Origin of the sequence: Actinoplanes sp. CA-252034 (assembly GCF_050956125.1) — a bacterium.
Lineage (GTDB): Bacteria > Actinomycetota > Actinomycetes > Mycobacteriales > Micromonosporaceae > Actinoplanes.
Genome location: NZ_CP191846.1, coordinates 9,417,343 through 9,439,105, shown reverse-complemented (window position 1 = coordinate 9,439,105; position 21,763 = coordinate 9,417,343). Strand labels below are relative to the sequence as shown.

The 21,763-nt window shown below is 70.4% G+C and carries 18 protein-coding genes and 1 pseudogene; 11 read left to right on the top strand and 8 right to left on the bottom strand.

Annotated elements, in window-relative coordinates:
* The first annotated feature begins 497 nt into the window (after positions 1-497).
* A complete protein-coding gene (rny, locus tag ACQPZW_RS42595) occupies positions 498-2,222 on the top strand; it encodes a ribonuclease Y (RefSeq protein WP_433791705.1) in 1,725 nt (574 codons plus the stop codon).
* Between the two features lie 3 nt (positions 2,223-2,225).
* Here the strand turns inward: rny and ACQPZW_RS42590 are convergent, their stop codons facing one another.
* The 4 genes from ACQPZW_RS42590 to ACQPZW_RS42575 all read right to left on the bottom strand — a co-directional run bounded on the left by ACQPZW_RS42590 (position 2,226) and on the right by ACQPZW_RS42575 (position 5,603).
* Positions 2,226-3,173, bottom strand: coding sequence for an amino acid ABC transporter permease (locus ACQPZW_RS42590; protein ID WP_433791704.1), 948 nt, complete (start codon positions 3,171-3,173; stop codon positions 2,226-2,228).
* Positions 3,170-3,880 carry an amino acid ABC transporter permease gene (locus ACQPZW_RS42585; RefSeq protein WP_433791703.1) on the bottom strand — a complete coding sequence of 237 codons (711 nt, stop codon included), beginning with the start codon at positions 3,878-3,880 and terminating at the stop codon, positions 3,170-3,172. The genes ACQPZW_RS42590 and ACQPZW_RS42585 overlap by 4 nt, the downstream gene beginning before the upstream one ends.
* A gap of 31 nt (positions 3,881-3,911) precedes the next feature.
* The gene (locus ACQPZW_RS42580) at positions 3,912-4,790 is read right to left on the bottom strand and encodes a glutamate ABC transporter substrate-binding protein (RefSeq protein ID WP_433791702.1); all 879 of its coding nucleotides are present in this window, start codon (positions 4,788-4,790) and stop codon (positions 3,912-3,914) included.
* A 69-nt stretch (positions 4,791-4,859) separates the two neighbouring features.
* Positions 4,860-5,603 (bottom strand): amino acid ABC transporter ATP-binding protein, encoded by a 744-nt coding sequence (locus ACQPZW_RS42575; RefSeq protein WP_433791701.1) that lies wholly within the window; start codon positions 5,601-5,603, stop codon positions 4,860-4,862.
* 123 nt (positions 5,604-5,726) lie between these two features.
* Here ACQPZW_RS42575 and ACQPZW_RS42570 point away from each other — a divergent pair, with 123 nt between their 5' ends.
* A complete protein-coding gene (locus ACQPZW_RS42570; protein ID WP_433791700.1) occupies positions 5,727-6,206 on the top strand; it encodes a hypothetical protein in 480 nt (159 codons plus the stop codon).
* A gap of 21 nt (positions 6,207-6,227) precedes the next feature.
* Complete coding sequence (miaB, locus tag ACQPZW_RS42565; protein ID WP_433791699.1) at positions 6,228-7,727, top strand: tRNA (N6-isopentenyl adenosine(37)-C2)-methylthiotransferase MiaB; 1,500 nt, start codon at positions 6,228-6,230, stop codon at positions 7,725-7,727.
* 66 nt (positions 7,728-7,793) lie between these two features.
* Here the strand turns inward: miaB and ACQPZW_RS42560 are convergent, their stop codons facing one another.
* Entirely contained in the window at positions 7,794-8,720 is a 927-nt protein-coding gene (locus tag ACQPZW_RS42560) for a LysR family transcriptional regulator (RefSeq protein WP_433791698.1), read from the bottom strand.
* An 84-nt stretch (positions 8,721-8,804) separates the two neighbouring features.
* Between ACQPZW_RS42560 and ACQPZW_RS42555 the strand changes: the two are divergent.
* Positions 8,805-9,757, top strand: a pseudogene (locus ACQPZW_RS42555) (threonine ammonia-lyase).
* Positions 9,758-9,838: 81 nt separating this feature from the next.
* Here ACQPZW_RS42555 and ACQPZW_RS42550 read toward each other — a convergent pair.
* On the bottom strand, positions 9,839-11,047 hold the full coding sequence (locus ACQPZW_RS42550) for a DUF349 domain-containing protein (RefSeq protein ID WP_433791697.1): 1,209 nt from the start codon (positions 11,045-11,047) through the stop codon (positions 9,839-9,841).
* Between the two features lie 180 nt (positions 11,048-11,227).
* On the opposite strand from ACQPZW_RS42550, the gene miaA reads away from it, so the two are divergent.
* Genes miaA through ACQPZW_RS42535 form a run of 3 tightly spaced genes read left to right on the top strand, consistent with a single transcriptional unit; the run spans position 11,228 to position 13,715 of the window.
* Positions 11,228-12,133 carry a tRNA (adenosine(37)-N6)-dimethylallyltransferase MiaA gene (miaA, locus tag ACQPZW_RS42545; protein ID WP_433791696.1) on the top strand — a complete coding sequence of 302 codons (906 nt, stop codon included), beginning with the start codon at positions 11,228-11,230 and terminating at the stop codon, positions 12,131-12,133.
* Positions 12,134-12,141: 8 nt separating this feature from the next.
* Complete coding sequence (dapF, locus tag ACQPZW_RS42540) at positions 12,142-12,987, top strand: diaminopimelate epimerase (protein WP_433791695.1); 846 nt, start codon at positions 12,142-12,144, stop codon at positions 12,985-12,987.
* A complete protein-coding gene (locus ACQPZW_RS42535; protein WP_433791694.1) occupies positions 12,987-13,715 on the top strand; it encodes a glycerophosphodiester phosphodiesterase in 729 nt (242 codons plus the stop codon). Before dapF ends, ACQPZW_RS42535 begins: the two co-directional genes overlap by 1 nt.
* Positions 13,716-13,937: 222 nt before the next feature.
* Here the strand turns inward: ACQPZW_RS42535 and ACQPZW_RS42530 are convergent, their stop codons facing one another.
* Positions 13,938-15,398, bottom strand: a complete 1,461-nt coding sequence (locus ACQPZW_RS42530; RefSeq protein ID WP_433791693.1) for an NAD-dependent malic enzyme — start codon at positions 15,396-15,398, stop codon at positions 13,938-13,940.
* 152 nt (positions 15,399-15,550) lie between these two features.
* On the opposite strand from ACQPZW_RS42530, the gene hflX reads away from it, so the two are divergent.
* Entirely contained in the window at positions 15,551-16,963 is a 1,413-nt protein-coding gene (hflX, locus tag ACQPZW_RS42525) for a GTPase HflX (RefSeq protein ID WP_433791692.1), read from the top strand.
* A gap of 92 nt (positions 16,964-17,055) precedes the next feature.
* On the top strand, positions 17,056-18,909 hold the full coding sequence (locus tag ACQPZW_RS42520; protein ID WP_433791691.1) for a hypothetical protein: 1,854 nt from the start codon (positions 17,056-17,058) through the stop codon (positions 18,907-18,909).
* Positions 18,910-19,712: 803 nt separating this feature from the next.
* Here ACQPZW_RS42520 and lexA read toward each other — a convergent pair.
* Positions 19,713-20,489, bottom strand: coding sequence for a transcriptional repressor LexA (gene lexA, locus ACQPZW_RS42515; RefSeq protein ID WP_433791690.1), 777 nt, complete (start codon positions 20,487-20,489; stop codon positions 19,713-19,715).
* 252 nt (positions 20,490-20,741) lie between these two features.
* Here lexA and ACQPZW_RS42510 point away from each other — a divergent pair, with 252 nt between their 5' ends.
* Positions 20,742-20,879, top strand: coding sequence for a hypothetical protein (locus tag ACQPZW_RS42510; RefSeq protein ID WP_433791689.1), 138 nt, complete (start codon positions 20,742-20,744; stop codon positions 20,877-20,879).
* Positions 20,880-21,220: 341 nt separating this feature from the next.
* The gene (gene nrdR, locus ACQPZW_RS42505) at positions 21,221-21,739 is read left to right on the top strand and encodes a transcriptional regulator NrdR (protein WP_433791688.1); all 519 of its coding nucleotides are present in this window, start codon (positions 21,221-21,223) and stop codon (positions 21,737-21,739) included.
* Positions 21,740-21,763 lie beyond the last annotated feature (24 nt).

Here is a 21,763-nt window from a genome sequence, read left to right as displayed (position 1 = left end):
CCGAAAAGCCAGGCGGGCGGACGAGGCCACCGGACCGGCCGTGGGCAGAGGCCTGATGGGCGAGAGCCCGACGGCGGAAGCTGGATGGCTGAGAGCCCGACGGCAGAAGCTCGACGGCAGAAGCTCGACGGCAGAAGCTCGGCGGCGGAAGCCGGATGGCGGAAACTGGACGGCTGAAAGCCCGACGGCTGAAAGCCCGAAGGCGGAAGCTCGACGGCTGAAAGCCCGACGGGCAGAAGTCCGACGGCCCAAACCGCCGATTCCGGCCCGCAGACGGGAAGCCGATCGGATCCGGAACAGGCGGACGGAAGCCGCCCGGCGGACGTAAGCCAGACGGTGAAGGCCGTTCGGACGGAGACTGGAAGCTCGGGGTAGCCGAAGGCGGAGCGCGTGATACCCGGGCCCGGTGCCGCCCGCGGTCAGCTGCCTTGGTCGGGCATCCCGTAGAGAAGCCCGCGCGTGTGCACCGCGCCGGCGGCGAAGGGAGACGCGGCGAGATGACCCCCGTGGACTGGGTGCTCGTGGTTGCGATCATCGTGCTTGCCGCGTCGGTGATAGCCGGGCTGGTCCTCGGAGCGCGTGCGCTGCGGGTGCTGCACACCGATCGGCAGGACGCGCAGGTGCGGCGGGAGCAGGCGGTCGGCGACGCGCAGGCGAAGGTCGAGGACGCCAAGGCGAAGGCTGCTTCGGTACGGGCGGAGACCGCCGCCGCGAAGGCCGAGGCGAATGCCGCCCGCGCCGAGGCCCGTCGGGTGCTGGAGACGGCGCACGGTGAGGCCGACACGATCCTGGAGCACGCCCACCGTCAGGCCGAGACGGATGCCGAGCAGCTGAGGGCCGCCGCCCGCCGTTCCGGTGAGCGGGAGGTCGCCCTGCTCAACGCCACGGTGAAGGAGCAGGCCGCGGAGGTGGAGCGCCGTGCCGCCCGGATCGACGAGCGGGAGCGGCTGCACGCCGAGGAGGTGGAGCGCCTGGTCGAGCGGGAGCGCCGGATCGCCTCGCGGGAGTCGGAGCTGTCGAAGCGGGAGTCGGAGCTCGCCTCGCGGGAGTCGGAGCTGGCGAAGGCCGACGAGGTGAAGCGCCGTGAGCTGGAGCGGATCGCCGGGCTGAGCGCGGAGACCGCCCGCACCGAGCTGATCGAGGCGATCGAGGGGCAGGCGAAGCGGGAGGCCGCGATCCTGGTCCGGGACATCGAGTCGGAGGCGAAGAACACCGCCGACACCCGGGCCCGGCACATCGTGGTCGACGCCATTCAGCGGATCGCCAGCGAGCAGACCGCGGAGAGCGTGGTCAGCGTCCTGCATCTGCCGAGTGACGAGATGAAGGGCCGGATCATCGGCCGTGAGGGCCGCAACATCCGGGCGTTCGAGTCGACCACAGGCGTGAACCTGATCATCGACGACACCCCGGAGGCGGTCCTTCTCTCCTGTTTCGATCCGGTACGCCGGGAGGTGGGCCGCCTCACACTGGAGAAACTGGTGCTGGACGGCCGGATCCATCCGCACCGGATCGAGGAGGTCTTCGACAGCGCCAAGAACGAGGTGGAGCGGCTGTGCGACCGGGCGGCCGAGGAGGCCCTGGTCGACGTCGGCATCACCGACATCCACCCGGAGCTGGTGAAGCTGCTGGGCCGGCTGCGCTACCGGACGAGCTACGGCCAGAACGTGCTGAAGCACCTGGTGGAGACCGCGCACATCGCCGGGATCATGGCGGCCGAGCTGGGCCTGGACGTGCCGACGATGAAGCGGGCGGCGTTCCTGCACGACATCGGCAAGGCGCTGACCCACGAGGTCGAGGGCAGTCACGCCCTGATCGGCGCGGACATGGCCCGCAAGTACGGCGAGCACGAGGACGTCGTCCACGCCATCGAAGCGCACCACAACGAGGTGCCGCCGCAGACGATCGAGGCCGTGCTGACGCAGGCGGCCGACGCGTGTTCCGGGGGACGGCCGGGCGCTCGGCGGGAGAGTCTGGAGGCGTACGTCAAGAGGTTGGAGCGCATCGAGGAGATCGCCGGCGGCAAGGCCGGGGTGGAGAAGGTCTTCGCGATGCAGGCCGGCCGCGAGATCCGGGTGATGGTGCGGCCGGACGACATCGACGACATCGGCGCCGCCGTGCTCGCCCGTGACGTGGCGAAGCAGATCGAGGAGGAGCTGACCTACCCGGGCCAGATCCGGGTCACCGTGGTCCGTGAGTCCCGGGTGACGGAGCTGGCCCGGTAGGCGTCAGACGGCAGCGCCCGCGTCGACCGGGGCGACGTCGGCGGCAGTGGGCAGGTTCGCGGTCTTGCGCCCGCGGGCGAGCCGCTTCTGCACGTACTGGGCGAGTTTCGACAGCGAGTAGTTGACCAGGATGAAGAGCACCGCGATCACGAAGTAGACCTGGATCGGGTTGCTCAGCACGCCGATGATCTGCTTGCCGATGTTGAGGGTCTCCTCGTAGCTGATGATGAAGCCGAGCGAGGTGTCCTTGAGGACCACCACGAGCTGGCTGATCAGCGCCGGCAGCATGATCCGGAACGCCTGCGGCAGCAGGATCAGCGTGGTCGTCTGGAACGGCGAGAGGCCGATCGCGACCGCCGCCTCCCGCTGGCCGAACGGCAGCCCCTCCATGCCGGAGCGCAGGATCTCGGCGATGACGACGCCGTTGTAGATGGTCAGGCCGATCACCAGATACCACAGCGTGTCGAGGGTGATGCCGAACTCGGGGAAGCCTCGGGCCACGAAGAAGATCGTGATGACCACCGGAAGACCCCGGAAGACCTCGACACAGATCCGGGTGAGTACGGCGAGACCGGCACCGAGCCCACGCAAGAGGTAGGCCACGGGGCTGGAGAAGCCCGCGTAGCGGTTACCGGCGATGCTCTTCAGCTGGATCCGCAGCACCCCCAGCAGGGTCCCGATCACCAGCGAGCTGACGATCGCCAGCGCCGCAGCGATCAGAGTGTTCTCGATACCGACCCAGATCCGCTGCCAGACGAGGGTGAAGTTCTCGTTGGAGGGGTCGACCAGCGGCCCCCACAGGTCGAGGGAGAACTGGCCCTTCTCGTCGAGCGGCAGGTAGACCAGGTAATACGCGCCGGCCAGCACCGCGATGGCGGCGACGATGCTGATGATCAGCGTGAGACGCCGCTGCCGTGGGCCGGGGACGTCGTAGAGGACGCTGGTGCTCATCGGGCCGCCACCGCCTGCCGCCGCTCGATCCGGTCCAGAAGGGCCCCGAGGGGGACGGTCATGATCAGGTATCCGATCGAGATGCCGATGGCGACGGGGATGAAGGCGTAGCCCTCGGCGCCGGTGAGCTGGTCGGCCGAGGCGGAGAGGTCACCCACCACGCCGAAGAAGCCGATCAGCGCCGAGTTCTTGATCATCGCGATGATCACCGAGCCGAGCGGGACGATCGACGCCTTCCAGGACTGCGGCAGCACCACGTACCGCAGGTTCTGGGTGAAGCTCAGGCCCAGCGACCGGGCCGCCTCGGCCTGGCCGGGCGAGACCGCGTTGACACCGGACCGCAGCGCCTCACAGACGAAGGCGGCGGTGTAGAGGGTCAGGGCGATCAGGGCGAAACGGAAGTACGGCAGGTCGGTGCCGAGCCTGGTGAAGATCAGCTCGAGCCCCGGGATGCGCAGGAAGTCCGCGTTGGAGCCGAGCGCAGGCAGGGCGAACGCGGAGAAGAACATGACCACCGTCAGTGGCATGTTGCGGAAGATCGTGACGTACGCGGTGCCGAGCGCCCGCAGCGGCGGCACCGGCGAGATGCGGAGCACCGCCACGACGGCGCCCAGAACGAGGGCGCCGATCGCGGCGAGCACGCAGATCTGGAAGGTGAGCCAGAAACCGCCCGCGAAGACGTCGAACTTGTCTACCCAAACACTCACGGGCGGAAGCTCCCCGAATCAGCGGTTGATATCAGTAGCGGTTGACGGCCGGGGCCGTGCCCAGGTCGGCGCCGAACTTGCCGGCGGTGTCGTCCCAGGCCTTCTTCCAGCTGCCGTCCTTGTAGGCCTTCTCCAGCGTGTCGTTGATGAACGTCCGGAAGTCCTTGTCGTCGATCTTCACGCCGATGCCGTACGGCTCCTTGGTGAAGTTGTCGCCGGCCAGCTTGTACTTGCCCTCGTTCTTGGCGATGTAGCCCAGGAGGATGACGTTGTCGGTGGTCACGGCGTTGACCTGGCCGCCGTCCAGGGCGCTGATGCACTTGTCGTAGGTGTCGAAGAGCACCAGCTGGGTGGCGACGTCCTTGACGTACGTCTTGATGTTCTCGGCCGGGGTCGAGCCGGTGACCGAGCAGATCTTCTTGTCGCCGGCCTTGAAGGCGTCCGGCCCGGTGATGGTCGCCTCGTCCGCCTTGACCAGGATGTTCTGGCCGGCCTCGTAGTACGGCCCGGCGAACGCGATGCGCTCCTTGCGCTTGTCGTTGATCGTGTAGGTCGCGACGACGAAGTCGACGTTGCCGTTCACGATGACGTCCTCGCGGACCTTCGACGGCGTCTCCACGAACTCGATCTTGTCCGCGGGGATGCCCAGCTCCTTGACGATGATCTTCGCGACCTCGACGTCGAAGCCCTCCGGCTTGCCGGACAGGCCCTTGAGGCCGAAGCCGGGCTGGTCGAACTTGGTGCCGACCTTGATCGACTGCGCCTTGTTGAGCTTCTCCATGGTGCTGCCGGCGGCGAACGACTTGCTGCTGCCGGTGTCACCCGACTCGGTTTTGTCGCCGCCACATGCGGTCAGGCCGAAAGTCAGAGCCGCGGCGGTGGCCACAACGGCTGCACGAGTGAAACGCATACTTCATCTCCTTTTCGATCAGAGCCGCCGTCGTGTGGCGGCCCTGAGGGCTGGCGTCGGTGAGGACGCTCAGTGCGTGAGGATCTTGGAAAGGAAGTCCTTGGCCCGGTCGCTCCGCGGGTTCGCGAAGAACTCCTCCGGCGCCGCCTGCTCGACGAGCTGACCGTCGGCCATGAAGACGACCCGGTCGGCCGCGTGCCGGGCGAAGCCCATCTCGTGGGTGACGACCACCATCGTCATGCCGTCGCGGGCGAGCGAGGTCATCACGTCCAGCACCTCGCCGACCATCTCCGGGTCCAGCGCGCTGGTGGGCTCGTCGAAGAGCAGCGCCTTGGGCTGCATGGCGAGCGCCCGCGCGATCGCGACACGCTGCTGCTGACCCCCGGAGAGCTGCGCCGGGTACTTGTCGGCCTGGTTGGCGATGCCGACCCGCTCCAGCAGGCCCATGGCGCGGTCACGCACCACCGCGGCCTTCTCCTTGCGCACCTTGACCGGGCCCAGCATCACGTTCTGCAGGATGGTCTTGTGCGCGAAGAGGTTGAAGGACTGGAACACCATGCCGACCTCGCTGCGCAGCCGCGCCAGCGCCCGGCCCTCGGCCGGAAGTGGTTGCCCGTCGAAAGTGATCGTGCCGGAGTTGATCGGCTCCAGCCGGTTGATGGCACGGCACAGCGTGGACTTGCCGGACCCGGAGGGTCCGATGACGACCACGACCTCGCCGCGCGCGACAGACAGGTCGACGTCCTGTAGCACGTGCAAGGGGCCGAACCACTTGTTGACGTTCTCAAGGACGATGAGAGCCTCGCCTGTCACCCCTGGTCCATCCGCTCGTTCTCGGTTCACTCGAATGGACACACCCTATGGGCCCGTCCGTATCGGAATGTGTCGAGAATGGTCACGGAGCGGTAACACAGCAGCTCTGCTGAGAGAGGGGTCATGACCATGGACTTCATGGCGGACGGCCCGTGGAACTGGTGTATCGCCGGCCGGGTCGGCTCGGAACCGGTCATGGCCGCACTGGCCGGTGCTCTGGAACGTCCCGTGCACGGCATGGTCGCCGGCGCGGATCTGCTCTGCGACGTCTATCACGTCGGGGGAGACTTCCCGACCGTGGTCGACATCTACTTGACGCCCGCCGGCGTCACTGAGGAGAGCATCGCGAGCGCCGTCGCCGACCGGCTGCGTGCCGCGGTCCTGCTTCCCGACGACACCCTCAACCCTTCGCGGTACGTGTTGTGCGAGCCCGACGGCACGGTCCGCGCAGTGCACGTCGACGAACGGGAGACCGACGACGGCGTCGAGCGGCGGCACGTCCGGCCCTGCACCGGTCATGATCCGGCGTGCGCCGCGCCGGCCGGCTGTGACCGTTCGCGGTGGAAACCGGACCCGACGCCGGAGCGGCCCGCCGCGGCGTGAGGGGTAGCCTGGTCAATTGCCATGACTACCGAGATGCAGGGCGCCCCGCGCACCTATGATGTGCGCACCTACGGCTGCCAGATGAACGTGCACGACAGCGAGCGGATCTCCGGCCTGATGGAGGACGCCGGCTACGTGCGCGCCACCGAGGCCGACGGGGCGGACGTGGTCGTCTTCAACACCTGCGCGGTCCGGGAGAATGCCGACAACCGCCTGTACGGCAACCTCGGTCACCTGCGCCCCACCAAGATCAAGAACCCCGGTATGCAGATCGCGGTCGGCGGCTGCCTCGCCCAGAAGGACAAGGGCGACATCGTCAAGAAGGCGCCCTGGGTCGACGTCGTCTTCGGCACCCACAACATCGGCTCCCTGCCGGCGATGCTCGAGCGCGCCCGGCACAACGAGGAGGCGCAGGTCGAGATCCTCGAGTCGCTCGAGGTCTTCCCCTCCACACTGCCGACCAAGCGCGAGTCGACGTATGCGGGGTGGGTCTCCATCTCGGTCGGCTGCAACAACACCTGCACGTTCTGCATCGTCCCGAGCCTGCGCGGCAAGGAGAAGGACCGCCGTCCCGGCGACATCCTGGCCGAGGTCCGCGCCCTGGTCGCCGAGGGCGTCCTCGAGGTCACCCTGCTAGGCCAGAACGTGAACTCCTACGGGGTCGAGTTCGGCGACCGGCTCGCGTTCGGCAAGCTGCTGCGCGCCTGCGGTGAGGTGGAGGGCCTGGAGCGGGTCCGTTTCACCAGCCCGCACCCGAAGGACTTCACCGACGACGTGATCGCCGCGATGGCCGAGACGCCGAACGTGTGCCATTCGCTGCACATGCCGCTGCAGTCCGGCTCGGACACCGTGCTCAAGGCCATGCGCCGCAGCTACCGCCAGGAGAAGTACCTGGGGATCATCGAGAAGGTCCGGGCCGCCATGCCGGACGCCGCGATCACCACCGACATCATCGTCGGCTTCCCGGGTGAGACCGACGACGACTTCGAGCAGACCCTCGAGGTGGTGCGCCGGGCCCGGTTCTCCAGCGCCTTCACCTTCCAGTACTCGAAGCGCCCCGGCACCCCGGCCGCGACCATGGAGGAGCAGATCCCCAAGGCGGTCGTGCAGGAGCGCTACAACCGGCTGATCGCCACGCTCGAGGACATCACCTGGGCGGAGAACAAGAAGCTCGTCGGCGAGAAGGTCGAGGTGCTGGTCGCGGTCGGCGAGGGCCGCAAGGACGAGCGCACCGGCCGGATGAGCGGGCGGGCCCGGGACGGGCGCCTGGTGCACTTCGCGACCGGCGAGCTGACCGGCGACCGCACCCCGCGTCCCGGCGACATCGTCGAGACGGTGATCACCTACGCCGCCCCGCACCACCTCAACGCCGACGGCGACCCGCTGAGCCACCGCCGGACCCGGGCGGGCGACGCGTTCGAGGCCGGCCGTACCCCGAAGCTGAAGGGAGTGTCGCTCGGCCTGCCGACGATCGGCCTCCCGGCTCCGCTGCCCCCGGCCGCCGACGGCTGCGCCCTCTGACGACGGCCACGTGCGGATCGGCGGCCAGGTGCGGATCGGCCGCTACCTGCGTGTCTGCGACGGCCGCTATGGGAAGACCGTGGCGGCCGCGATCCGGATCTGATCGAGCAACGCCGCCGTCGCCGGGGGATCGGGCGGGTCACCGAGGACCGCGACCGACACCCGGCGGCCGGGTCCGGGCAGTGGCGCGGCCCGGATCCGCGGGTTGCGGTGGGCCGCGAGAGCCAGCGCCGGCAGGGTGGTAGCGCCCAGACCCGCGGCCACCAGCGCCTGGACGGCCACGTAGTCGTCGGTGGTGAACCGGATGTCCGGGACGAACCCCTCGGCCGCGCACGCGGCCACCAGCCGGCTGCGGCATCGCTCGCAGCCGCCGATCCAGGGCCGGTCCCGGTGGTCGGCCAGCCGGTCGCCCGGCCACTGGGCGGGAACGACCAGATAGGACGGCTCCTCCAGCAGCGTCTCGAGACGCAGGCCCTCCAGGTCGGGCGAGGACCGGCCGGATCCGGGGCCCGTCCCGTCCCGAGCCGGTGTGGACTCGCCGGAGTGGGCGAAGAGCAGCGCGGCATCGACCTCGCCGCCGCGCAGCAACCGGACCGCGGCGGGCGGCTCGGCCTCGGCGAACCGCAGGTCGACGCCGGGATGGGCGGTGGCGAAACCGGCCGCCGCGACGGGGACGAACGTGCCGAGCGCGGACGGGAAGGCGGCCAGCCGGACCCGGCCGGCCCGCAACCCGGTGAGCTCGGCCAGCTCGGCCTCGGCGGCGGCGAGCCGGCCCAGGATCTCCTCGGCGCGATCGGCGAGCAGCCGCCCGGCCTCGGTGAGCCGCACGCCCCGGCCCACCCGCTGCAGGAGCCGGCTGCCGGTCTCGGCTTCGAGCCGGGCCAGGTGGTGACTGACCGACGGCTGGGCGTAATGCAGGGCGCGGGCGGCGGCGGTGACCGACCCGTGTTTCGCGACGGCGGCCAGGACGGTCAGCCGGGTGACGTCGAGCATCCGGCCAACGTATCAATCGCGCCTATGGGTTTCCGAGACGATTGACATTGGACCTATGGGTTGTGGGCGGTCGACGATCAGGACATGGAACCGACCATCGCCGACATCCACGCCGCCCGCGCTCTCCTCCGCGACCACCTGCCGCCCACACCGATGTGGTCCTACCCGCTCCTGGACCGGTCGGCGGGAGCGACCGTGCTGGTCAAACACGAGAACACGCAGCCGGTCGGCGCGTTCAAGGTGCGTGGCGGCCTGACCCTGCTCGCCGGGATGAGCGCGGCCGACCGGGACCGTGGCACAGTCACGTGGTCCACCGGCAATCACGCCCAGTCACTCGCGTACGCCGGGCACGTCTTCGGGGTGAGGAGCACCGTCGTCATGCCGGCCGGCACCCCGGAGGGCAAGGCGGCGACGGTCGAAGGCTGGGGCGCCCGGGCGATCCGCACCGGGGACAGCCTGGAGGCCGCCGAGCGGCACGCCCGGCAGCACGCCGCCGAGACCGGGGCCCGGTTGGTCAGCCCGGGCGACACCCCGAGTTGCTCGCGGGGGTCGGCACGGCGTATCTGGAGATCCTCGAACAGCGGCCGGATCTCGACGCGATCGTCGTCCCGGTGGGCAGTGGGACCGGCGCCGCCGCGGCCTGTCTCGTCGCCGCCGAGCTGGCACCCGGGTGCGCGGTGATCGGCGTGCAGTCCGCGGCCTCTCCCGCCGCGCACGACTCGTGGCGGTCCGGTGATCTGGTGGAACGACCCAACCGCACCGCTGCCGCCGGGCTGGCCACCGGCCGAGGCTTCGCGTTGCCGCAGCGTCTGATGCGCGGCCGGCTCGCCGACTTCCTGCTGGTCGCCGACGAGGAGATCACACAGGCACGCCGCCTGCTGGCGAGCGCCGCCCACACCCTCGCCGAGGGCGCCGGGGCCGCCGCGCTGGCCGGGGTGCTGAGCCGGCCGGACCTGTTCGGTGGCAGGCGGGTCGCCGTCGTCTGCAGCGGCGGCAACGCCGACCCTGCCGAGCTGGCGGCCCTGACCGGGCCGTGACAGCCCAGGCCTCGATAGGCCATGCAGAGGCCGAAAAAGCCGAGGCGGCGGGCACGCTGCCCACCGCCTCGGCTCGGAGCCTCAGTTGGCCTGCTCGGCCAGGGCGAGGAACTGCTTCTTCGAGGCGAGCGCCTGCTCGGCCTCCTTGATCCGCCGGTTGTCGCCGGCCGCCTTGGCCCGCTCGAGCCGCTGCTCGGCCTCGGCCACCTGGTCGCGCATCTGGCGGAGCAGGGGGTTGTCCTGCGGGGTGGTCTTGCGCCACGCCGAGTCCATCGCCACCCGGATGCGCTCCTCGGCGGCCCGCCAGCGACGGTCCAGCGAGGTGGACGCCTCCCGCGGCACCCGGCCGGCCTCGTGCCAGGCAGCCTGGGCGTCACGCAGCTTGTTCTGCGCGGCGCGGGCGTCCGCGTCGACGTCGACGGCCTCCAGCTCGGCCAGGATGGCCTGCTTCTTCTCCAGGTTGCCCTGGTACTCCGCGTCGCGGGCGGAGAAGACCTCGCTGCGCTTGGTGAAGAACGAGTCCTGGGCGGCCCGGAAACGCTCCCAGAGGCGCTGCTCGGCCTCCTTGGCGGCACGGGGTGCCGCCTTCCACTCGGTCATCAGGTCCTTGAGCCGGTTGGCCGTGCTCGACCACTCGGTCGACGACGCGAGCGCCTCGGCCTCCTTGACCAGGTCCTCCTTGGCGGTCTGCGCCTGCTTGCGCTGTCCGTCGAGGGTGGCGAAGTGGGCGCCGCGACGACGGGTGAAGCCGTCCCGGGCGGCGGCGAACCGCTTCCACAGCTCACCGTCGGTCTTCTTGTCGACGCCGCGGATCGTCTTCCACTCGTCGAGGATCTCCTTGAGACGATCGCCCGCCGTCTTCCACCCGGTGGCGTCGGCGGCGATCGCCTCCGCCTCCTCGACCAGCGCTGTCTTACGGGCGAGCGCCTCGGTGCGGGCCACCTCGCGGGCGGCCTTGGCCTCGCCCACCTTCTCCTCGGCCAGAGCCGCCAGCCGCTCCAGCCGCACGGTCAGGCCGTCGATGTCACCGACGACGTGCGCCTCGTCCAGCTGGGTGCGCAGCCGCTTCACGCTGCTCAGTGAGTGGGTCGCGTCAGCCGCGCCCGACTTGAGGCGGGCCTCGACGAGCTCGACCTCGGTCACCAGGTCGGCGAATCGCCGGGCGAAGTGAGCCAGCCCCTCTTCAGGGGTGCCCGCCTGCCAGGAGCCGACCACCCGGTCGCCCTCAGCGGTCTTCACGTACACGGTGCCGTCGGCATCCACGCGCCCGAAGGCCGTCCAGTCGTTCATGAGCTCATCCTCGTTCTCCCGGCGTCATCGGCCCGCATCGGGGTCGTGGCCACCGCCACAGCGCAGTCTGAATGCCGACTTCTCACCGGCATTCTTTCTCGCGCATTGTCACAGGTCCAACCCGGTCAGGGGAAAGCTCCCGCTGACGACCGTGACACAACGGTGTCCTACGGTTGGTTCGTGCCGTTCCGGACAGTCCAACGAGTGGTCACCGTCGTGGGCCCGACGGCCGCCGGGAAGTCGGCCCTGAGCATCGCGCTCGCTCACGAGCTGGGCGGTGAGGTGGTCAACGCCGACTCCATGCAGCTCTATCGGGGGATGGACATCGGCACGGCCAAGCTCCCCCCGGCCGAGCGGGAGGGCGTCCCGCACCATCTGCTCGACATCTGGGACGTGACCGAGCCCGCCGCCGTGGCCGAATATCAGCGGCTCGCCCGCGCCGCGATCGACGACATCCTCGCCCGGGGCCGGGTGCCGCTGCTGGTCGGCGGGTCCGGCCTCTACGTGCGCGCGGTCCTGGAGGACTTCGAGTTCCCCGGCACCGACCCGGCGATCCGGGCGCGCCTGGAGGAGGAGCTGGCCGCGATGGGCTCGGGCGTGCTGCACGCCCGGCTCGGCGAGAGCGACCCGGAGGCGGCCGCGAAGATCCTGCCGAGCAACGGCCGCCGGATCGTCCGAGCGCTCGAGGTGATCGAGCTGACCGGCCGCCCGTTCACCGCCTCCCTGCCGGACCCGCGCCCGGTCTACGACGCCGTGCAGATCGGCGTGGACCGGGCCACCGCCGAGCTCGACGAGCGGATCGCGTTGCGGGTCGATCTGATGTGGGCGGCCGGGCTGATCGACGAGGTCCGCGGGCTGGCCGGCATCCGTGACGGCCGGACCGCGTCGCGTGCGCTCGGCTACCAGCAGGCGCTCGCCCAGATCGACGGCGTGCTCAGCGAGGAGGAGGCCAAGGCGGACACGGTCCAGGGCACCCGGCGGTTCGTGCGCCGCCAGCGGTCCTGGTTCCGCCGCGACCCCTCGATCACCTGGCTCGACGGCGCGGCCCCGGAGCTGTTGGCGGATGCGCTGGGCCTTGCGCGATGATGGGCCGCGTGCGTTTCACCAAGGGCCATGGAACAAGCAATGACTTCGTCCTCCTCCCCGACCCCGACGGCGAGCTGCAGCTGACGCCCGCGCTGGTCGCGGCGCTCTGCGACCGACGGCGGGGGATCGGCGGCGACGGCGTGATCCGGGTGGTGCGCAGCGCCAAGCACCCCGAGGCCGCCGATTTCGCCGGCGAGGCCGAGTGGTTCATGGATTACCACAACAGCGACGGCTCGATCGCCGAGATGTGCGGCAACGGCCTGCGCGTCTTCGTCCGCTATCTGCTGGAGAAGGGCCTGGCCACGCCCGGCCCGCAGGGCCTGCCGGTGGCGACCCGGGCGGGGGTGCTGGTCACCGTCGTCGGTGACGGCACGATCAGCGCACGGATGACAACCCCCCGGGTGTACGCGGGAAGCACCGCCACTCTCGGCCATCTGACCGTCCCCGGGCTCGCGGTCGACTGCGGTAACCCGCACCTGGTCTGCGGCCTGCATGACGGGGTGGAGCTGTCCGCCCTCGACCTGACCCGCGCCCCGCTGCACGACCCGAAGGTGTTCCCCGCCGGGGTCAACGTGGAGTTCGTCGAGCCGGCCGAGCCGCTGGACGGGGTGGACCGGCACGTCCGGATGCGGGTGCACGAGCGCGGCTCTGGCGAGACCCAGTCGTGTGGCACCGGTGCGCTCGCGGTCGGCGCGGTGGCGCTGCGCGAGGCCGGCCTGGCGACCGGCTCGGTGGCGGTGGACGTGCTCGGCGGGCGGGTCCTGGTCACCTGTGACGCGGACGGGGCGTGGTGGCTGGAGGGCCCGGCGGTGCTGGTCGCCGACGGTGACGTCGACCCGGCGGCCGTGCTCTGATGCTGGCCCGTGTCGCGCACCGGGGCTACTCGACGGTCGCCCCCGAGAACACTCTGCCCGCCTTCGCCGCCGCGGTCCGGGCCGGTGCCACGGTCGTCGAGTTCGATGTCCGGGCCACCCGTGACGGCGTGCCCGTGGTGATCCACGACCGCACGGTCAACCGCACCACCGACGGCTACGGCCGGGTCTGGGACCTGACGTATGACGAGGTCGCGGCCCTGGATGCGGGGTCCTGGTTCGGCGCCGGGTTCACCGGTCTGCGGGTGCCGTCGCTGGCCGAGACGCTCGACCTGCTGGCGCCCGCCCCGGTCGACCTGCTCTTGGAGATCAAGCCGCCGGCCACGCTGGACGAGGTGAAGTCGATCGTCGCCCAGCTCGCCGAGCGCGATCTGCTGGGCCGCACGGTGGTGCAGAGCTTCGACGCCGACGTGGTGCGCAAGGTCCGCGACGTGGCGCCCGAGGTCCGGCGCGGCCTGCTGCTGTTCCGGTTCGACGCGGAGACCGTCGAGCTGTCCCGGGAGCTGGGCGTCGCCTACTGCAACCCGTCGCTGGACGATGTGCTCGGCGGGCCGGAGACGATGGCCGCCCTGGCCGCGGCCGGGATCGGCGTGATGCCGTGGACGCCCAACGACATCGCCCAGTGGCGCCCGCTGGTCGACGCGGGCGTGTCCGGGCTGATCACCGACCTGGTCGGCGAGCTGACCGGCTGGGCCGGCGCCCGAGGCTGACCCCCACCGGATCCCGGCGCGGCCCGGGCCCGCAACCCGCAGCACGGCGCGGAGCCTGGGGGTACCGGGTGTGCCGCACGCGAGCACGCGACTGCGCCGGACGGGCGAACGGCCGGGGCACGCACCCGAGAGTCACACGACGGGGCCTCCGTTTGGGATACGGGGACGGCGCGCCCGGATCCCTGTGACCCGGGCGCGCGACAGCCGTACCGCCGAATGCTCTTAGAAGGTCGCCTCCGGAGCCTTGTCGAGCTCACTGTCCGGGACCGCCGCCGGGTTGGCCGGGAGAGGGCCGCCCCGGACGACCGCCCGGATCGCCGCCGCCACCGCCGGGGTGACCTTGGGATCGAAGACGCTCGGGATGATCACGGTGGGGTTGATCTTGTCCTCGCCGACCACGTCGGCGATGGCCCGGGCCGCGGCCAGCGCCATCTCCTCGGTGAACTCCTCGGCGGCGGCGTCCAGCATGCCCCGGAAGACACCCGGGAAGGCCAGCACGTTGTTGATCTGATTGGGCTGGTCGGAGCGGCCGGTCGCGACGATCGCGGCGTGCTTGCGGGCCTCCCGCGGGTCGACCTCCGGATCCGGGTTCGCCATCGCGAACACGATCGACTTGTCCGCCATCTTCGCGATGTCGTCGCCGGTCAGCAGGTTCGGAGCGGAGACGCCGATGAAGACGTCCGCGCCGACGATCGCGCCGGGCAGATCACCGGAGTAGTTGTCCTTGTTGGTGTGGTCGGCCAGCCACTGCATCGACTCGTTCAGGTCCGGCATCCCGCGGTGCAGGGCGCCCTTCCGGTCGTACGCGATGATGTCGCCCACGCCCTGGCGCATCAGCAGTTTCATGATCGCGGTGCCGGCCGCTCCGGCGCCGGAGACGACGATCTTGACGTCCTGCATCCGCTTGCCGACCACCCGCAGCGCGTTGGTGAGCGCCGCCAGCACGCAGATCGCGGTGCCGTGCTGGTCGTCGTGGAAGACCGGGATGTCCAGCAGTTCCTTCAGCCGCGCCTCGATCTCGAAGCATCGCGGCGCCGCGATGTCCTCCAGGTTGATGCCGCCGTAGGCCGGGGCGATCGCCTTCACGATGGCCACGATCTCGTCGGTGTCCTGCGTGTCGAGGACCACGGGCCAGGCGTCCACGCCGCCGAACCGCTTGAACAGCGCGGCCTTGCCCTCCATGACGGGCATCGCCGCGGCGGGCCCGATGTTGCCCAGGCCGAGCACTGCCGAGCCGTCGCTGACCACGGCGACCGTGTTGCGCTTGATGGTGAGCCGGCGGGCGTCCGCCGGGTTCTCCGCGATGGCCATGCAGACCCGGGCCACCCCCGGCGTGTACGCCCGGGACAGCTCGTCACGGTTGCGGAGCGCGACCTTCGACGACACCTCGATCTTGCCGCCCAGGTGCAGCAGGAACGTCCGGTCGGAGACCTTGCGGACGTCCACGCCGTCCTGCTGCTCGAGCTGCTTGACGACCTGGTCGGCGTGCGCGGCGTCGGCCGTGTCACAGGTGAGGTCGACCAGCACTCGGGTGGGGTCGGAGTCCACCACGTCCAGCGCCGTCACGATCGCCCCGGCCTCACCCACACAGGTGGTGAGCCGGCCGATGGACGAGGCGTCCGCGGTAACGGCGATGCGGATCGTGATCGAGAATCCTGCGCTCGGCAGGCGGGTGGTCACCACGGTGTTCCCTCCGACGTTGGTGGGGTAAGTACTGTGATTGTCGCTCTTGCGGAATAACGGCTCTCCGCTCGGTGGTTACTCGTGGGTCAGGTGGAGTTATGCGGATGCGTTCGCTCTCGTGACGTGCCACGATCGGACGTAGGAGGTCACTTTTGCGAAACACGTACCAGACACCCGTCCTTGACGAGCTGGACCCCACGACCGGGGACCTGGAGCTCGAGGAGCGGCACTCGCTCAGGCGGGTGGCCGGTCTTTCCACCGAGCTGACCGACGTCACCGAGGTCGAGTACCGGCAGTTGCGACTCGAACGAGTCGTGCTCGTCGGTGTATGGACCGAGGGAAGCGTGGAAGATGCTGACAATTCTCTGACCGAGCTGGCCGCTCTCGCCGAGACCGCCGGTTCCCAGGTCCTCGAGGGCCTGATCCAGCGACGGAAACAGCCCGACGCGGCCACCTTCATCGGCCGCGGCAAGGTCGACGAGCTGCGCGACGTGGTCATCATGACCGGCGCCGACACGGTCATCTGCGACGGCGAGTTGTCGCCCTCGCAGCTGCGCAAGCTCGAGGAGCAGATCAAGGTCAAGGTCGTCGACCGGACCGCGCTCATCCTCGACATCTTCGCCCAGCACGCCAAGAGCCGCGAAGGCAAGGCCCAGGTCGAGCTGGCCCAACTGCAGTACCTCCTGCCGCGACTGCGCGGCTGGGGTGCGGCCATGTCCCGGCAGGGCGGTGGCGCCGGTGGCGGTTCGGGTGGCGGCGGCGTCGGCACCCGCGGTCCCGGTGAGACCAAACTCGAGACCGACCGGCGGCGGATCAACACCCGCATCGCGAAACTGCGGCGCGAGATCAAGGCCATGAAGACGGTACGGGAGACCAAGCGCTCCCGTCGCGTCGCCAACGGCGTCCCCGCCGTGGCCATCGCCGGTTACACCAACGCGGGCAAGTCCAGCCTGCTCAACAGTCTGACGAGTGCCGGGGTTCTGGTGGAGGACGCGCTGTTCGCCACCCTCGACCCGACCACCCGGCGCACGGCCGCGGAGGACGGGCGGATCTTCACGCTCTCCGACACGGTCGGGTTCGTCCGGCACCTGCCACACCACATCGTCGAGGCGTTCCGCTCGACCCTGGAGGAGGTGGGCCGGGCCGACCTGGTGGTGCACGTCGTGGACGGCGCCCACCCGGACCCGGAGGGCCAGGTCAGCGCGGTTCGTGAGGTGCTCGGCGAGGTCGGGGCCGATCAGCTGCCCGAGCTGCTCGTGATCAACAAGGTCGACGCGGCCGACGAGGAGACCGTGCTGCGGCTCAAGCGGACCTGGCCGGAGGCGCTCTTCGTCTCGGCACGGTCCGGTGCCGGCATCGCGGAGCTTCACAAGGCGATCGCCGACCGGCTGCCCCGGCCCGCGGTCGAGATGCGGGTCCTCATTCCGTACGACCGGGGTGACCTGGTGGCCCGGGTGCACCGGACCGGTCAGGTGCTGCAGTCCCGGCATCTGGACGACGGGACCGAGCTCCAGGTCCGCGTCGATGAGCAGTTCGCTGCGGAGCTGTCCGGTTTTCAGAGCTGAGCAGGAAACCCAATTCGGACTTCAGGGGCGCAGCCACCTGTGTTGATCCACACGTAATACCGGGGCGAGACGTCGCGTGCGACACTGTGCGGATGCGGCGTCTCGTGTTCCCGACCATCGTGGCCATCGGTCTGGTAATGGTCGGCTCCTCCAGCGCGTCCGCCGAGGACCCGACGCCCGCGCCCACCGTCAGCGCCAAGTCGACGCCCGGCAAGAAGCTCTGCAAGATCACCGAAGCGGGGCTGACCGAGCTCTCCGGGCTGGTGGCCACCAAGAACGGCTTCGTCGTCGTCAACAACGGCCAGCAAGGCGTCACTCCGAAGATCATCTTCCTCAACCGTGAGTGTAAGAAGGTCAAGGAGTCCGGCTTCGACGGCACCCCGCTTGACGCCGAGGACATCGTTCTCTCCCCCGACGGCGAGACGCTGTGGATCGCCGATGTCGGTGACAACAACGTCCGTACCGACCCGTCGAATATGCGGCCCCACGTCGCGCTCTGGAGCCTGCCGATCGGCGGCTCGGGCGAGGCGGTCATCCACCGGGTCAGCTACCCCGACAAGGACAGACACGACGCCGAGGCGCTGATCTTCGACGGCGACGGCACGCCGATGATCGTGACCAAGGAGATCGGCGCGCCCGCCGGCATCTACAAGCCGACCGCCGCACTGAAGAAGGACGGCGACCCGGTGCCGTTGAAACGGGTCGGCGAGCTAGAGCTCTCGGCCACCGAGACGGCCGGCAACCCGGTCGCCCGCATCGGCAACAAGACGGTCACCGGCGGCGCGGTCTCGCAGGACCTGAAGAAGGTGGTGCTGCGCACCTACACCGACGCCGTCGAATGGGACGTCACCAACGGCGACGTGCTGGGCGCGCTGAAGAAGGAGCCCCGCACCACCGGCCTGCCGAACGAGCCGCTCGGCGAGGCGATCGCCTACAGCACCGACGGCAAGCTCTTCTACACCGTTTCGGACATGAGCGGCGTCAAGGACGCGGCCAACCACATCCGGGAGTACACGCCGGCCACCACGGTCGCGGTGAAGTCGGAGAAGTCCGGCAAGGGCGCCGGCGGCGACTCGTGGTATTCAAATCTGGACATCGACGACGTGACGTACATCGTCGGTGGCATCGGCGTGCTCGGCCTCATCCTGGTCGGCGCCGGAGTCTTCGGGATCGTGCGGTTCCGCCGGTCGCCGCAGGGCTTCGTCACCACCTCGGACGACCTGCCGTCCGGCGCGCTGGCCAAGGGCGACCCGGAGACCGAGCTGATCGGTGTCGGCGGCGCGCCGCAGCGTGGGCCCGCCTACGGCGCCGCCCGCCAGGGTGGCGGTGGTGGTGGCGGTCCCGTCTACGGCGCCAAGTCCGGCCCCGCGTCCGGCGGCCCCCAGCGCGGCAAAGGCGTCTACGGCGGCGGCGGGCCTGGTCAGGGTGGTGGCGCCGGCCAGGGCGGCGGCGCGGGTCAGGGCGGCGGCGCGGGTCAGGGCGGCGGTGGGCCTCAGTATGGCCGGCCCGCCGGTCAGCCTCCGAAAGGCCCGCAGCCGGGCCCGGCCCGTAACCCGCAGCAGCCACCGGCGCGTGGTCCGCAGCAGCCTCCCGCGCGCGGTCCGCAGCAGCAGCCTCCCCGTAACCCGCAGCAGCCGCCCGCCCGTGGTCCGCAGCCCTCGCCGGCGCGTGGTCCCCAGCAGTCTCCGGCGCGCAACCCGCAGCAGCAGCCTCCGCGCAACCCGCAGCAGCCGCCCGCCCGTGGTCCGCAGCAGTCTCCGGCGCGCAACCCGCAGCCGCAGCCTCCGCGCGGCCCGCAACAGCCCCCCAGCCGTGGTGGCGGTGGCGGCGGTGGCGGTGGCGGTGGCGGCGTCTATGGCGGCCAGCAGCCCCCACGGGGACCGCAGAGCCAGGCGCAGCGCTCGAACGGCGTCTACGGCGGAGGCCGCCCCGACGGCCGCCAGTAGCCCCCAAGTCACCTGAGCAGGCCGGTTCCGCCCACCGCGGAGCCGGCCTTTTCCGTGTCGCGCTCGTGTGTTCGTGCCCGTGCCTTCACGCCGTGTGTCCGTGCCCGTGTCTCCACGCCGGCGTGTTCGCGCCGGTGTCTTCACGCACGTGTCTCCGCGCCCCGCGTCTTCGCGCTCGTGTCCGCGCCGGTGTCGTCGCGCTCGTGTGTCCCCGCCCGCGTCTTTGCGCCCGCGTCTTTGCGCCCGCGTCTTTGCGCCCGCGTGTTCTGTGGGCGCATTCGGCTGTTCGGGGGGCGTGGGTCGGGCGCGACGGCGGAGAGCTGTCCGGCCGAGGCCGGGCGTGGACGCCTCTTGCGCGGGGTGGGTGCGCGTGAACCGTACAGCCGCGGTCGTGGAAGGACGAGAAGCGGTGAGGTGGGGTTGGCCTCGCGTTTCGCCGGCGTGAGGTATGGGCCGGACGCCGGGCGTGCCCGGTGTCCGGCCGCAGTGGTGAGGCTGGCAAAAGGCTGCCCGGTGTCCGGCCGCAGTGGTGAGACGGCAGAGGGGGCCTGGTGTCCGGCCGCGGTAGGTCAGGCAGCACAGGCTGCCTGGTGTCCGGCCGCGGTAGGCCAGGCGGCGGAGGCTGCCTGGTGTCCGACCCGGGTGGACCAGGCGGCAGAGGCTGCCCTCGTGGCCGGGCCGTGGTGGACCAGGCGGCAGGGGCCGCCTGGTCCGTGGTACATGCGGCGGCGGAAGGCTGCCTCGTGCCCGGCGGCCGGCGGTGGGTCAGGCGGCCAGAAGCCCGGCGTCCGGCCCGGAGAGGGTCAGACGCGGCGGAGGACCGCCACCACGCGGCCCATGATCGTGGCGTCGTCGCCGGGGATCGGGTCGAAGGCCGGGTTCGCCGGCATCAGCCACACGTGCCCGTCGCGCTGGCGGTAGCTCTTGACCGTCGCCTCGCCGTCGATCATGGCGGCGACGATGTCGCCGGCCTCGGCGTTGGGCTGCTGGCGCACGACCACCCAGTCACCGTTGCAGATGGCGGCGTCGATCATCGAGTCGCCCTTGACCTCGAGCATGAAGACGTCGCCCTCGCCGACCAGCTCGCGTGGCAGCGGGAAGAACTCCTCCACGGACTGCTCGGCCAGGATCGGGCCACCGGCGGCGATCCGGCCGACCAGGGGCACGTAGGCGGGCTGCGGGCGGGCCGCACGCAGCGCCTCGTCGTCGACCAGCTCGCCGGGGGCGCGGACGTCGACGGCGCGTGGCCGGTTCGGGTCGCGGCGCAGGTAGCCCTTGGTCTCCAGCGCCTTCAGCTGGTAGGCCACGCTGGAGGGGGAGACCAGGCCGACCGCCTCGCCGATCTCGCGGACGCTGGGCGGATAACCGTACTTCTCCACCCAGTCGCGGATGAACTCGAGGATCCGCCGCTGGCGTGCGGTCAGGTCGGAGGCGACCACCTCCGGGACGTGACCGATCGGTGTGACCGCACGTAGCTGTGGCGCGTCCGCGCCGCGTGCACGGCTCGGTGTGGTGCGGCGCCGGACCGTCTCGGGCTTCCTGGTCTGCTGCTCTCGGCTGGTGCGGTCTTCGGTCGACACGTCGCCCTCCCTGTCGGCCAAGTGCCTCGCGGCACGTGGTGCGTCGCGGAGCCGGGCGGCACGCCGTGGGGATGGCGTACGTCCGGCTGACCCCTTCTTGTCGGAAAACCTAGTGTGCGGGTACGACATATTCAAACATCTGTACGAGATTTCCCCGGCGTGTCGCTCCCAGGGACTCGACTTCCGTACCTGTGTTCTGATAAACCCTCGTACGGGCGTACTATCGAACGCGTGTCCGAAAGGGGTCTAGTCATGACGGTCAGTGGTGCGCGACACGCCGAGCCGCAGCTGCGCCTCACCCGCCGTGGCCGAGTGGTGTTGCTGAGCCTGTTCTTCGCCGCCGTCGCGCTGGCCAATGTCGTTCTTCTCACGAGCGCCTCCCACGGCTGACCTCCGCCTTCCGGGCCGCCCGAGTTTGATCTCCGTCGGGTGTGCTGCCCGATTCTCCGGCGCGTCGTATCGCTCGATCCGGCCGCTGGGCGTGATGGTGTCATCACCCCAGGTGGTGAGGCGGAAAATACGGCGCGTCGGCACGCTGGTGAACTTGCATCGGTGTCCGCCGGGGCCTAGCGTCTACCCCAACATCTAGTGGTTACACGGATGTAAGTCGTCCACAGGTTGGGTTTCCTTCTCACCGGTTATCCACAGCGCAGCCAGTTGTCCCTGATGCTGGTGGTGCTGCGTTTCGGCATGCCCGAAACCCGGCGGGACGGATCCGGAGGGAGATCACGGTGCGCTGCCCGTACTGTCGTCACGCCGATTCACGCGTGGTCGACTCACGAGAGGCCGACGACGGTCAGCTGATCCGTCGCCGCCGCTCGTGCCCCGAGTGCGGCAAGCGGTTCACCACCGTCGAGGAGGCCGTCCTCGCAGTGGTCAAGCGCAGTGGCGTCACCGAGCCCTTCAGCCGGACAAAGATCATGAGCGGCGTGCGCAAGGCCTGTCAGGGCCGGCCCGTCGACGAGGACTCCATCGCGAAGCTGGCACAGCGCGTGGAGGAAGTCGTCCGGGCCCGCGGCGCCGCCGAGATTCCCAGCCACGACGTGGGACTGGCGATCCTCACGCCGTTGCGTGAGCTCGACCAGGTGGCTTACCTCCGGTTCGCCAGCGTGTACAAGTCGTTCGACTCTCTCGACGAATTCGAGAAGGAGATCGCCGCGCTGCGCGAAGCCGGCCCCGACCGGGAACCCGGGACGCGACACGCCGTCGCGCCGCGGTCCGGGGGACGCGCACCCAAGCTGAACGGCTGAGGCGTCAGTTCGGCCGGCCTCAGC